The organism is Mesorhizobium sp. P3_A8, from assembly GCF_056402995.1.
On record NZ_JBFUGI010000016.1, the window covers coordinates 105803 to 118424 of the forward strand.

11 protein-coding genes are annotated in these 12622 nt (G+C 58.4%); 8 read left to right on the forward strand and 3 right to left on the reverse strand.

All coding sequences use genetic code 11. From position 1 onward, the window contains the following. Positions 1-995: 995 nt before the first annotated feature. Positions 996-1754, forward strand: a complete 759-nt coding sequence (locus AC1DX4_RS30480; RefSeq protein WP_477223847.1) for a LuxR C-terminal-related transcriptional regulator — start codon at positions 996-998, stop codon at positions 1752-1754. Positions 1755-1909: 155 nt separating this feature from the next. Here AC1DX4_RS30480 and AC1DX4_RS30485 read toward each other — a convergent pair whose 3' ends face one another. Continuing rightward, a complete protein-coding gene (locus AC1DX4_RS30485; protein WP_477223848.1) occupies positions 1910-2815 on the reverse strand; it encodes a hypothetical protein in 906 nt (301 codons plus the stop codon). 585 nt (positions 2816-3400) lie between these two features. Here AC1DX4_RS30485 and AC1DX4_RS30490 point away from each other — a divergent pair. After that, entirely contained in the window at positions 3401-4138 is a 738-nt protein-coding gene (locus AC1DX4_RS30490; RefSeq protein ID WP_477223859.1) for a sugar transferase, read from the forward strand. A 122-nt stretch (positions 4139-4260) separates the two neighbouring features. On the opposite strand, the gene AC1DX4_RS30495 is transcribed toward AC1DX4_RS30490, so the two are convergent. After that, positions 4261-4506, reverse strand: a complete 246-nt coding sequence (locus tag AC1DX4_RS30495; RefSeq protein ID WP_477223849.1) for a hypothetical protein — start codon at positions 4504-4506, stop codon at positions 4261-4263. Positions 4507-4918: 412 nt separating this feature from the next. Here AC1DX4_RS30495 and AC1DX4_RS30500 point away from each other — a divergent pair, with 412 nt between their 5' ends. The 6 genes from AC1DX4_RS30500 (at position 4919) to AC1DX4_RS30525 (ending at position 10678) form a co-directional block, all read left to right on the forward strand. Next, the gene (locus AC1DX4_RS30500; protein WP_477223850.1) at positions 4919-6199 is read left to right on the forward strand and encodes an O-antigen ligase family protein; all 1281 of its coding nucleotides are present in this window, start codon (positions 4919-4921) and stop codon (positions 6197-6199) included. Positions 6200-6243: 44 nt separating this feature from the next. Next, complete coding sequence (locus tag AC1DX4_RS30505) at positions 6244-7077, forward strand: hypothetical protein (protein ID WP_477223851.1); 834 nt, start codon at positions 6244-6246, stop codon at positions 7075-7077. 8 nt (positions 7078-7085) lie between these two features. Further along, on the forward strand, positions 7086-8087 hold the full coding sequence (locus AC1DX4_RS30510; protein ID WP_477223852.1) for a hypothetical protein: 1002 nt from the start codon (positions 7086-7088) through the stop codon (positions 8085-8087). A 101-nt stretch (positions 8088-8188) separates the two neighbouring features. Continuing rightward, the gene (locus tag AC1DX4_RS30515) at positions 8189-9349 is read left to right on the forward strand and encodes a PqqD family protein (RefSeq protein WP_477223853.1); all 1161 of its coding nucleotides are present in this window, start codon (positions 8189-8191) and stop codon (positions 9347-9349) included. Then, complete coding sequence (locus AC1DX4_RS30520; RefSeq protein WP_477223854.1) at positions 9340-10341, forward strand: nucleotidyltransferase family protein; 1002 nt, start codon at positions 9340-9342, stop codon at positions 10339-10341. The genes AC1DX4_RS30515 and AC1DX4_RS30520 overlap by 10 nt, the downstream gene beginning before the upstream one ends. A gap of 82 nt (positions 10342-10423) precedes the next feature. After that, positions 10424-10678, forward strand: a complete 255-nt coding sequence (locus tag AC1DX4_RS30525; protein WP_477223855.1) for a hypothetical protein — start codon at positions 10424-10426, stop codon at positions 10676-10678. 214 nt (positions 10679-10892) lie between these two features. On the opposite strand, the gene AC1DX4_RS30530 is transcribed toward AC1DX4_RS30525, so the two are convergent. Continuing rightward, the coding region (locus tag AC1DX4_RS30530; RefSeq protein ID WP_477223856.1) for an RTX toxin at positions 10893-12622 on the reverse strand (1730 nt) is incomplete at its 5' end.

The window sequence follows — 12622 nt, forward strand, 5'->3', positions numbered from 1 at the left end:
GGAAGAAGCCAGAATCGGCTTGATGGAACCTTTCACGGGTTGTGCTTGCGGCAGGGTATGCCTTCCATCACCTGCTGAAGATCGGGGCAATGACCCCTGATCCGCCCGCGCTCTCCGCCAGAGGCGCGGGCTTTTCCTTGGCGGGCGTCGCGACACAATGCATGTGAAGCCTATCCGCCGTTGGGCCGACTGTGACCCGTTACGGGTCAGTAGCCTTGGCACCGCAATTGCGTTGATAGGTGTGTGGGCTGGGGCGAGGGCCCGTCGCCTCGCAAATGGGGCGGCGGGCCTTTAGTCAACCAGGATTTGGATGGAGCGGCCCGGCACCCCTTGTTGGGATGGGGCTAGGACACCGGGCCTAACCGACGGGCAGTTTGTGAGAAACGGCGCCGGGGCTGGGGGACTATATGCGATCACGCTAGATATGTGCAAAGCATACGAACGAAGTACGAGAGCAACAATTCGGCGGTCCACCGGAGGCCGATAAACCGGTGACGCCGACGCGTCGTGAGCATATTCGAGAAGCTGCGCTAGGTTCGAGCATGCAGCGCCCAAGGGAGGGTGGACCGGCAGCAGTCAGTACGGTTTTCTAAAATCGCGGCCCGATTCCTCTAATCGCAAGTTTGCACCTCTCAGGTCGAGACAATTCCGCATACACTTTTTTAGTGTGATTTCAGACCTGCACAATTCTAGGCTGCATAAGCTTCGGTATATTAGCTAGCTAAGATATAATTACAAATTGTTAACCAAGATTAATGCGTCTTTTCCACAGCATCGTAGTATGCCTTCCAGGTTGGGTTACCTCTAACGAGCAGGAAAGCCATACGCCCGTGCGTTGGGGCGGCGTATGCCCTACTCCTTAAATCCATTCCTAAGACCTAAGCAGCCTGACACACGATTAACGAGCGTATCAGTTCACGCTGACAAGTTTTTGCGAGGGAGCCAAACCAAAAGGAGTAAAGGCAGGTCAGCGGCGGAGAGGAGCAGGTGAGTCGATGGGACACCCCCAAACTTCCGATTTTTCGAATGAAGCGACAAGACCGCTACACAACGGGCATGTGCCGGACGCAAATGGCCTTAGCAAGTCCGATCTCGAAGAAGGATATCGAGGCGAAGGTCTTGTCATGATTGTCGACAAGCGAGCACTTGAGCGTGAATGCCTTGCCCGCGGCCTTATCGAGCACAATCCGACTTTGCGCGTTGGCGCGGTAGGATCGCTTGACGAAATCCAGCACATTGCCGGGGAAGCGGAGCCGTCCGCGATCCTCGTCATCCTTGGTTCCAGAAAGGTCTCTGACCAGAGTGTTCGGGCGGAACTTGCGCACTTCATTGCTGAGATTGGCGCCGTACCCGTAATCGTCGTGGTGGATTCCGACGAGCCGGCGGAGGTTCTCGCCGCACTCGAATGCGGCGCCCGTGGCTACATTCCCACAAGCGTCACGGTGAAGGTCGCTGCCGAGGCCATTGGTCTCGCTCGCGCCGGAGGAATCTTTGTACCCGCCAGTTGCGTGCTGGCGCTCCGCGAGATCATCCACTCGTCCGCAAACGGTGCCCGTCCGCTCACCGGTATGTTCACCATTCGCGAGGCGGCGGTCGTGGAGGCACTCAAGAGAGGCAAGGCGAACAAGATAATTGCCTACGAACTCAACCTCTGTGAGAGCACCGTCAAGGTCCACATCCGTAATATCATGAAAAAACTGAAGGCTACGAACCGCACGGAGGTAGCGTACAAACTTAGACAGATGTTGCTTTGAAGGCTGCCTCGATCGGTCTTTGCCTGGACGGCTCTAGCAATACAACTGCTGGATGCGTAAACGGCTGACCACAGGTTCGCTGGTCTGATCTAGCGTTCCGAAGGTCGATCGTCTCGTCCGAGCCTTTTCGCGAGACAGGCACTCTCGGCGGGTGTTTAGGTATGTTCCCGGCCAACCGTCGCGGACCCTGCCTTCACCAGAAATCCGACGCTGTCCCCTTCGAGTTCCGCGCCCCGATATGCGGCTTCGGCGGCCTTCAGCCCTCCCGTCAATCTGCGGATCAGTGGAGCCGATCCGACTACATCAGGTGGAAGGCTCAACTGACCGCTGGTGGGTCGCTTTGGTGGCCAGACCCTGAGGCCGAAATAGGTGGCGGCCGAGCGATCGATCCCGCCGCTGAACTGCACCAGCAACGCTTGGCGCGAGTTCCGGGCAATACGGCCTAGGCTGTTGATGTCCATTGATGGTTTGTCGGAGGGCCTCATCGCGACCACGATCACATCCCATGCATCGCCGGTCAGGAGCTCGGGGTGCGAAAAAACGCTTACACTGGCCCCACCCTCGCGCAGTGTATGCTGAAGGGATGGTGCACAGGGTGTGTCGCAGACGATGGCGATCCTCGCGGCACGGTGATCGACACCGGCATCGCCGAGCAAGATGCAGCATAACCGCGCGAATTCCGACAGCAAGTCTATAGCTGGGTGACTGAGATTGGGAGCCGCAACCTTAATGCCGGCCTCGTCGCAGGCGTCGAAGTCCACAACGCCCGGCCGAAGCTCCCATGGTTCAGCCATCAGCGAGACAACCGCATGCGAGGGCAAGAGTTCGATGATCGATCTCGAAATCGGCCCGACCTGGAGACAGTAGGTAACGATGTCGACGTCCTGCCATTTGCGGCTGTCGATACGGTTCGTCACTTCAACGCGTTCGGCGACCTCGGCGTGTTTGGCAAATGCCAAGGTCGCGTCCGCAGTTGCCGCGAAGCTCGGATGTCTGGAGGAGACGCGGGTGAGCGCAACGACACGGCTGGCATTCGCGAGCGCCGCCACTGTGGCGGTCACCGCTTGGTATCCTGTCGTAGCGCCAACGACCACGGTGAGGCCAGAGAGATCTAGATCAAGCACGGCTATTTGCTTGCGGACGGTAGCAAGTACTCCGGCGAGGTCGATCTTTGGGACGCCACGAGCAAACGAGCTTGCGGGAAAATCACGTGATAGAGGTGTCAAGCTGGCTACCACGTTGCGCGCTCCCACTATCAGATAGGCCGGCAATGCCCTTTAAGCAGCTCAACTGCCTGCCGGGTCTCGTCTCACGGCGACGCACGTGCATTTCCTGCATTGCGTTGACGGACACCTTTGCGGCCTTGCCCATTTGGCAAACGTGGTCCCTGTATTTTCTACCCTCGCCAGGGAGCGTGACGGCCCGAATTTGGTTGGCACTTTGACCTTATGGTCGCCGAACCAATTCCGCTGCAGGTTCCGGCAATACAGCCGAACCTGCCTGATCTGCTACCGCAGCAAACGGATGCAGGTGATACGCCGTTTGATCACAAGGCTTACCGACGCTACACCAGCGACGCGCCTATCGGGCTAAGGGGGTAACGAGCGCAGGGTATGGCGCTACCTCCTTTGCTTCTCTTGCCGAGAATGACAAGCCGCTGTGAAGTTGGGCAGCAAAACCATCAGCTTTTCTTGGTGAAACCCGTGACAATAAGCGCATTTGACATAAAGCGCCGCAGGCGCGGCATCCGCATCGGCCAAGAAGTCCATCCGCTTGGAGGCCGGCCCAAGAGGATGATGGATATGACCGTCGCATTGGTCGCACTTGTGTTCGCTGCTCCGGTCATGCTGGTGGTTGCCCTGTTGATATTGGTAACTGACGGGGGACCGGCGGTATTCTCCCACACCCGGGTCGGATTCAACGGCAAGCGCTTCGCCTGCTACAAGTTCAGGACCATGGTGGCCAACTCGGAGCGGGTCCTGGCCAACCATCTTGCGAACAATCCCGAAGCCGCCAAAGAGTGGCAGCAGAATTGGAAATTCAAGAAGGACCCGCGCATCACATTCCTGGGACATATTCTCAGGAAGTCGAGCCTGGATGAGCTGCCGCAACTCATTAACGTGCTGCGCGGCGAGATGAGTTGCGTCGGCCCTCGTCCGGTCGTTCCGGACGAATTGAAACGTTACGGCTCCTGTGCGATCGATTATCTAAAAACCCGGCCGGGGCTGACCGGCCTGTGGCAGGTGACGGGCAGAGACGCAATGGATTATCCCAGCCGTGTCTCTATCGACAGCCGCTATGTGCGGGAATGGTCCCTATGGGCCGATGTCGTTATTCTCGTCCGGACTGTTTTCGCCGTGATGAAATTCGACCGTGCGTCTTGATGAAAGCGCATCGCAAATTCTTGCCTCATGCAGTCGTCGTCCAAAAACCGCAACGTGGTTTCGCAACCGCAATGGGCGAACAGGTGCGGCGCCGGGCGCTGCGAAATGGCAGCCGCGGATCGTCACTGCTCACGTGACATGCCTCGGCGCCAGATGACGCCAAGGAAGAGGCCGAGCAAATAGGCGCACTGCAGAACGACAACGAGAAGCAGGATTGAAAGCAGGCGGTGCCAATCACTGCCGATGCCACCTGCAACGACACCGCCGATGACAGTCATCGCGGTCATGATGATGAGCGCAGCTGCTCGAAAACGAAATCCCAGCAAAATGCCGATCACACCGACGGCGGCGACAAGGCACCAAAGCACGGCGATCTCCTATAGGTGGAAGACACAGTGTGCCATGCCTAAGCTTCTCACATCTGCAAATCCGTACCAACACTCAATCCGGCTGCACTGTCTTGTCGGCGCTCGATCGAGTGGCGGGAATTACTCCACCTCCGCCGCATTGCACAAAAGGCGTAGAGCACCCTGTCCAAATGCCCCCTTTTCGCTCATTTCCTTGTCCACCCGCCGAGCCTACGCTGCTTGCAATTAGGTATGCGGAGATTTCACCCGCCATGCGGCAGCATGCAATGAAATATGATCCGCCCAGGGGACGTTGAGCCTGTGTTTATCGGTGCTGCTATTCAGGACAACAAGGCCTTGGACGCTTCGCGTCGGGGCAGGGCTGCGTCGGCGCGAAGTTCTTGCATAGTGCTTTCAGTGTGACATCTCATCTATGTTGCAGGCATCCGTTCTTTTGCTGATCGTGTCCATCTGGTTCCCTGGCGCAACGCGGATTGCCGGAACGGATGGCTCGCTTTCCTTCGTGCTGGCTCTGTTCTGCGCCATCGCAAGCATTGTTGCCTATGCCGAAACGGCACGACGGCTCCACCGGACCGAAGCGGCCCTGGCGACCGCGGTGCTGACGATATCTGCTTTCATCATCATTCTGTCCCTATTGTCGATGCTCTACGCGGACAATCCGATCAGGACGATGCGCGCGGTTTTCGCACAGGTGTTTGGTTTCGCGATTATTCCAGCAGTCGCAGCGATCTCCACGAGACCCAAGGGTCTCGTTGCAATCGACAGGGTTGTGGTGACGATAATCATCATGAGTGTTGCAACATCCTGTATTGTCGCAATCGGACTGGGCGATGCCAGGTTCGCCGATCGGGCGGAAGGCTATTTCAAACACTCGAACCAACTTGGGATTGCCTTGTCGGCTGGTCTGCCGCTTGTCGCCGCGAAGTTGGTCTCATCTCGGAGGCACCGAGTTCTCCTCTTGGGCTGCCTCGTAGCGGTACTCTTGGGTTTGGTGAAATCGGGTTCAAAGACAAACTTCGTTCTCGGCGTAGCCGGCCTCGCAACTTTCTTTGGATTGTACAGTATCTACCTGATTCGAAGAAAGCAGAGTCCCGTAAAAGTTATCGTGGGGACCATTGCTGCTCCAATATTGCTCGAAGCGAGTCTAGTGGTATTGCAGTCACTAAATCCACGGGCCTACAACCTGCTGGCTCTTCAACTCTCGGGGGGCGAGGCGCATTCGGTGGTATCGCGGCAGCGACTGTGGTCTATATCGATGGATCTCGGCCTGTCGCATCCGTTCATGGGAGTGGGGGCAGGGCAGCCGGTGGGCGATATCGCTCCCCATAGCCACAATCTGTTTATCGACTTCTTTAGGACACTGGGAGTGCCTGGCGTCGCATTGGTATCGATCATGGTTCTCGTCGTCTTGGCATATCTGGTCAGCGCCGTCCTCTGCACATTGCTCGGCAATGACAGGGGGGGTGACCACGCGACGGAAGTGAATGTGATGGTGCTCGGAACGTCGGTTTCCCTGTGGAACTACATCGTCGCAAACCAGATGAGCGATTCCTTCGGCCCATCAACGGCGGCTTTCTTCTGGCTGCCGTTGGCTTTGCTCATCTTCTACCGCGGCACGCAACGATCATTGCAGACCGGTCTCGAGCGTCCAAAGTTATACGCGGCGACCGGGTCGCAACTATTTCAGCATTGAGCTGTTTTTCAACCTTCCGAAAAATCAACTTTCACCTGAATCCAATGATTGCGCCCACAGTTCGTGACCTGGCGGCAGGCTTGCCGCCAAGCGTCGAACCATGCGCGCTTCAAACAGACATTCGATTTGTGGAATTCTTTGGCCTTCCCGGGATTGGAAAGACAACCGCATCCACCCTGTTGGCGAGCGGCTTGCGCCGGCGCGGCCCGTTGGCAGCTGATGTGCGAATAGCGTGGGAGACAAGAAATTTCGTCGGCCGCCAAATTTATAGGATCGGTATTGTTGCACCGAGATTTAAGGATCGTGAGTTTCGCTCCCTGCTCGCGCGAATTGCGCGCTTTGTTGCAGAAAGCGGACAATCATCATTTGTCGATGCAGCCAGAGTCATATGGAACCTCTCGTTTCTGGTTGCCTATGTCCAAAGCGAGAGATCAGAAAAAAATACTATTACTATAATGGATCAGGGTCTGTTGCAGGGGTTCTTGTCCATTTTGCTTAAGAGCAGGCGCCGGGCGACATCCGAGAATTGGCTTGATATCCTGCTCGCCATTGGCGTGCACGACATGGCTTTTGTCCATCTGCACGGCGAAATCGGCGTCGCACGAGATCGACTTCAAAAAAGGGGAGATCGGTCCTCGCGGATGCAAAGGGCATCACCTGACCGCGAACTTGATCTCTGGTCGACGGCGGAACGTGCTTGCGGACAGATTGCAATCGATCTCGAGGGGGCGATGGCAACGGAAGACCACGCCGGCGTACTGGCGGCGGTCGACGTGGAAAAGTTTGCGTCGCCCGAAGACGTCGCCGAAAGGGTTCGCGAGGCGGTGCTACTGGCCTGCCTCGAACGGCATCGGCTGTGCGATTTGGTAGCTCAATGAGCACAAGAATGGACCGCCGTTCTTTCATGGGCGCCGGCTTGTACCCTGTGATCGCGTTGTTGCCGAGCTCGTTCCAAGCGCAAGGCGGACAGACGCCGGAAGGCAAGGAGTTCGTTCTGGCGGGTGAGTACGGCTTCGAACAGCAATTGATTCGGGATCTTCAGCCTGGAGCAACCATCGACGCTCGCAATGCTGCCTTCACGGTTGCCAACAGCAGAAACAGAGATCCCAGCGCGACGATGGGCTGCGACGAGGGGCCGTTGCCTCTCAATCGATATCCCGTCGTCATCCGCAACTCTCCCGGCGTTCACTTTATCGGCGGCCGCTTCGATGGCCAGGTGCCGCTAACGTCTGATTGGCAGGACACCTACTGCAACAGCGCGGCTCTGCTCATCAGGGACGGAACCGCCAATGCGACGATAGAGGGTGTCCGTGCGCGTCGCTGCTGGGATGGCATTCGTTTCGCCGAGCACGCCGACGGCTTTCGGCTAAAAGGGTGCTGGCTCAGCGAAATCAGGGATGATGCGGTGGAGAACGACTATCTCCTCAGCGGTATCATCGAAGATTGCCTGTTCGACGGATGTTTCTCGGGGATCAGCCTGGATCCCGCGTCAAACGAACGGGACGGATCAGGGGAAACCGTTCGGATCGATGGATCCCTAATCCGTATGCACGCCTTTCTCTCCAAGGGCGAAATCACACATCAGGCGCCGATCAAGGCTGTCGATCAGTCACCCAGGTTGAGGATCAAGGAATCGGTCTTTGCATTGGCCGCGGCCAACATGCGTGGATTCCGTCGCCTGGAAAGAACATGGCGGCTGACGATTGAAAGCCGGGACAACGTGTTGCTGTGGCTGCCCGACGAGCCAATCCCCTCCGCATTGCCGCTGCCGCTCTCTGGTTTCAAATTGCTGACGGGCGCCAACGCCCGCGAATATTGGAACAAGGCGCATTTACGGTGGATCGCGGTGCATCAGGACGTGGTCCGGTTCTCCGACGAAGTGCTGTGAGAAGTCGCAGCCGTCGGCAATGATATCCGAACTGCGAAGGCCTGTGGCGCGCGCTCTTTGCATGCACCTGCTTTGCAACAACAGCTTGGACCGTCACCGCGATGAATCAGCACGAGACGATTGACAGAATCGTGGCATCAGGCCCCGCCGATCACAATCCTGGGACGTTTGTGACCCGGGGGCGGTTGGTACGCGTCAGGGGACAAAACATCCTGTTCAGCCCATCCCAGCAGGCCATTTTCGCCGTCAACGATACTGCTGCCGACATCTGGCGCTCTCTGGAAGAAGGCATGCCACCGCAAGCCATCTCGGTCGAGATGGCGCACAGAGGCGTTGATAGGCTTGAGGCAGACAGGCATGTCGAGGCTGCGCTCGGGGATTGGCTGCGGCTGAGCCTGGTGCGGCCATGCACGCCTTTGTCTATTTCGTCAGCTCAAAAGCCTGTGAGCCAGGTGGTCGCCGTTGCGGGCCTCAACATACGCATCGTTTATCCGGCAGCCTGCGCCTTTCCCGCGATCACCGTATTTCGGCACCTTGAGGTCAGAAGTGAGACTGCCGACGTTCTGCTCGAGGTGGTCTGGCACGGGGGGAGAGTCCATCTATTGCGGGACGGCGGGTGGATCTTGTCGTGCTCCCTCGACGAGTTACCCGTCATGCTGAAGGGGCAATTGCTGACCGAGGTTCTGGATTACGGCGCCTATGAGCTTGCTCTCCATGCGGCAGCGCTTTTCAGAAATGAACGCATCGTTCTTCTTTGTGGCAATCCAGGCGCCGGCAAGACAACGCTGACCTTGGCATTGGTCCATGCAGGATTTGGCTTTGTCGCCGATGATGTGACGCTGCTGGACTCCAGCGGGCATGGCATTGGCCTTCCGTTTGCCCCGGCAGTCAAGGCGGGAGCATGGCCTCTGCTGGCCGAATACTGCCCCGGCCTCGATGCGGTTCCAGTCTGTCGCCGCCCAGATCGCAGGCGTGTACGGTTTGCCGTGCCCAAGGCGTTCGTGCCGTTGCCTCCTGATCCTCTCCCCATCGGCCGTGTGGTCCTGCTCCGTCGAGGTCGCGACTCGAAAGCGAGCCTGGAGCCGGTCGATCCAGCTCACGCTTTGCGCGGCCTTCTCAACGGCGCGCTTGCACCCGGCGGAGAGCTGAGTGGCACCGCGTTTGACGTCCTGATCCAACTCATCGGATCGGCGGAAACCTGTTGCCTGACCTATTCGAGGCTTGATGACGCGGTAAAACTGATCACGAAAGCATGCCGATGATGAGCAGAGGCAATGCGCTTGAGGCGTTGATCGCCGGACTGCGTGGTAGCCCGCCCGACCGCACCGATTGGCGGGCCGTGATTGCTCTGGCAAATCACACTCTGCTCACACCCGATTTGTTCTCGTCCCTCGCGCGTTCCGGACAGATCCACCATCTTCCGGAGGACGTGCGCGAATACCTTCAGTTCGTCCACGGCTGCAATCGGGAACGGAACCTGCGCTTGCGTACCCAACTGCGTGAAGCCGTTGCGGCCCTCAACCGCCGCGATGTCGTTCCGTTCCTGCTCAAGGGCGCCATTCCCCTGTTCCTTTCGCCGGCCGGTCAGGTCCCTAGCAGGATGACGAGTGACCTGGATCTAGCCGTTGACTCGCCCGAAGAGACGATCGCCCGAGCCTGTCTTGAAGAACTTGGCTACGTCGATGTGGCGGGCGCTCGAGGTATGGCCCGCCAGCAGGACGCCGGAATGCTGGAACTGCGGACGAGCCGGTCGAACGGCTTTGAACCGCCCAAGCTCGTCCAGCGAGACGGCCTTCGGGTGAAAATTCCGTCCGCTCAGTCTCGCGCCCTGCACTGGATGGTGCACGATCTACTCAAGGAGGGAGATTATTGGCGCGGAAGGATTGATCTCAGACACCTTTATGATCTGGCAAGATTAGCGGAAAGCGATGACGTGGACTGGACCGCACTGCAGGCTTCCATGTCGGATCGAAGCGCTCGAAATGCGCTCGATACCCAGCTGCTGGCTTTGCACCATTTCTTTGGAACCAGAATCCCGGCGAAATGTGGACAACGCCCGATGATCCGTTTCCAGCACTGGAGGCGCATCTTCACGGCGATCCACCCCGTCATCGGCGCCCCGCTGCGACTGACAGGGAATTTGATGTGGGGCACATGGCGGTTTTCACGTGCCTACAGCTTGGCGCGACGTGGACCATCCGACCTCTTGCGTCGCATCGCTCGCACCCTTTTTGACCCTCGCACGAAAATCTAAGCCTTTTGGAGAACTAGTGCCAATGTATCAGCAAGCATAAAGTGAAATTCGTAAATCTGAGAAATTTGTGGGAAGGTGTGACATGTCAACTGAAGGCACAAAACGCTCGGAGCGGACGCAGGAGACCCTGGTCTCGGAAGCTCAAGCGCGCCGTGATTTTCTCAAGAAGGCGGGGCGTTTTGCGGCGGTTACGCCGCCGGCAGTGACGCTCTTGCTCGGCACAAGCTTGAACTCCAGGGCGATTGCCAAATCGGGCGGAACACGTCCGGGCAATGGTTGGGGAGACAAGAACCATATTCACGTCGGCCCTCCCGGCCAGGTGGGTAAAAATAAATAGTTGCGAAGGACGAAGAGCCTTAATCATTCAGGAGCAAGCCCGGATCGCTCGTCGCACCCAGAGTGCCGCGAGCGGCCCGGGCATTTTTCTGCCCGCGCCGACGCGCCTAACGTTGCATCCTCAATTTGCATTGAGCATCATCCCTCGGTACCCACTCAACCTTTCGGCCGGCGTGAAGCGCGCCGAGGGATTGCGCTATCGCGCCGTGCCGGGTTCAGACGAGCCAATCATTAAAATGGAATTCATAGATATTGCCGTCGTTCTCGGTTGGATTCGAGTCATTGTCCACGCCCCGATCGACGATATAGAGGCTCATATGGTGGCTCGGATCGTCGCTGCTTGGCGCCAGCGCCAATCCGGCCGGTTTTTTCGCGTGGGCCGAGGAGATATCGAGCGTACCCAACAGCTCCCCTGTCGTTGTAACCATTGCCACTGAGTTGCGCGACTGAATGATGTAAAGGAGGTCGTTGACCGGGTCATACGCGATGCTTTCGTCAGAGGGGGTTCCCAGCGCATGAGCAGAAAAACTCGTCACGATGTCATCGCCGCCCGTACTCGCGACGCCGTCGAATTTGCCGTTCTGACCCGGTGCGACGGTGTAGATCGTCTGCGTTGAGCCATCCGCGACATACAGGACGCCACGTTTGGTATCATAGGCAACGCTTTCCGGATCCGTGCTGCCGAATGCCGACGTCTTGAACGAGGTCACGATGTCGTCGGACGTATTGTAAAGTCCATCATTGCCGGGGTTCAGTTCGTACACGCTCTTCGTGCCGGTATCGTCCGAGAAGAAGAGATGGTGGTTAGCAGGATTATAAGTGATCCCGGCCGGCTCGTCGGAAAATCTGACGGTTGTGAGCGTTCCTACCAGAGTGCCGCTCAGAGTCATTTGGTAGAGATTCTTGCCGGTAAAAATGGACATCTCCTCCACTTCGCTGTCGGCAACCAGCAGCGTGCCCAAGTGGGAGATATAGACGATATCAGTGGGGTCGGGGCTCGGCGGCGACCACAGCGAAGTCAGGATAGTATGTGCCAGGGTCACCGACGTCGGCAGCTGGTGGGCCGTGACGTTGAGGCTGAAGGCATGGGTATCGATGCTGCCATCGGACGAGGTGGCGGTGACGGTSAGGGCGACCGACGGCTCGGACTGGGCGTTGAGCGTGCCGGTACTCGAGCGCGTGATGACACCGGTGCTGGMATTGATGGCGAAGCGAGRGTCGCCGATGCTGTAGGTGACGGTCGAGCCGGCATCGGGATCCGTGGCYGCGGCGGTAATCCCGATCGCCGTGCCGGCGGCGGCGTTCTGGGCAATCTSGTTGGCGGCGGGGTTGGCGTCCGGTGAGGAGTTGAAAGCGACCGSCTCAGGGCTGTTGAGGACGGCGAGGGTGAAGACCTGGTTGGCGGTGCTTCCGTCGGAGGAGGTTGCCGTCACTGTCAGATTGATCGACGACTGGGTCTCAAAGTCGAGCGCGCCGGTGGCCGATCGCGTGATGACGCCGCTGCTGGAATTGATGGCGAAGCGCGAATCATTGATGCTGTAGGTGACGGTCGAGCCGGCATCGGGATCCGTGGCCGAGGCGGTGATCCCGATGAGTGCACCTGCCGCGGCAAGCTCGGCGATCTGGTTGGCGGCGGGGTTGGCGTCCGGCGAGGAGTTGAAAGCGATCGGCTCAGGGCTGTTGAGGACGGCGAGGGTGAAGGCCTGGTTGGCGGTGCTTCCGTCAGACGAGGTTGCCGTCACGGTCAGATTGATCGACGACTGCGTCTCGAAGTCGAGCGCGCCGGTGGCCGATCGCGTGATGACGCCGCTGCTGGAATTGATGGCGAAGCGCGAGTCATTGATGCTGTAGGTGACGGTCGAGCCGGCATCGGGATCCGTGGCCGAGGCGGTGATCCCGGTGAGTGCACCTGCCGCGGCAAGCTCGGCGATCTGGTTGGCGGCGG

Coding starts and splice junctions, on each gene's coding strand:
- AC1DX4_RS30480 (WP_477223847.1), top strand. CDS start 996: ATGGGACACCCCCAAACTTCCGATTTTTCGAATGAAGCGACAAGACCG.
- AC1DX4_RS30490 (WP_477223859.1), top strand. CDS start 3,401: ATGACAAGCCGCTGTGAAGTTGGGCAGCAAAACCATCAGCTTTTCTTG.
- AC1DX4_RS30500 (WP_477223850.1), top strand. CDS start 4,919: ATGTTGCAGGCATCCGTTCTTTTGCTGATCGTGTCCATCTGGTTCCCT.
- AC1DX4_RS30505 (WP_477223851.1), top strand. CDS start 6,244: ATGATTGCGCCCACAGTTCGTGACCTGGCGGCAGGCTTGCCGCCAAGC.
- AC1DX4_RS30510 (WP_477223852.1), top strand. CDS start 7,086: ATGGACCGCCGTTCTTTCATGGGCGCCGGCTTGTACCCTGTGATCGCG.
- AC1DX4_RS30515 (WP_477223853.1), top strand. CDS start 8,189: ATGAATCAGCACGAGACGATTGACAGAATCGTGGCATCAGGCCCCGCC.
- AC1DX4_RS30520 (WP_477223854.1), top strand. CDS start 9,340: ATGCCGATGATGAGCAGAGGCAATGCGCTTGAGGCGTTGATCGCCGGA.
- AC1DX4_RS30525 (WP_477223855.1), top strand. CDS start 10,424: ATGTCAACTGAAGGCACAAAACGCTCGGAGCGGACGCAGGAGACCCTG.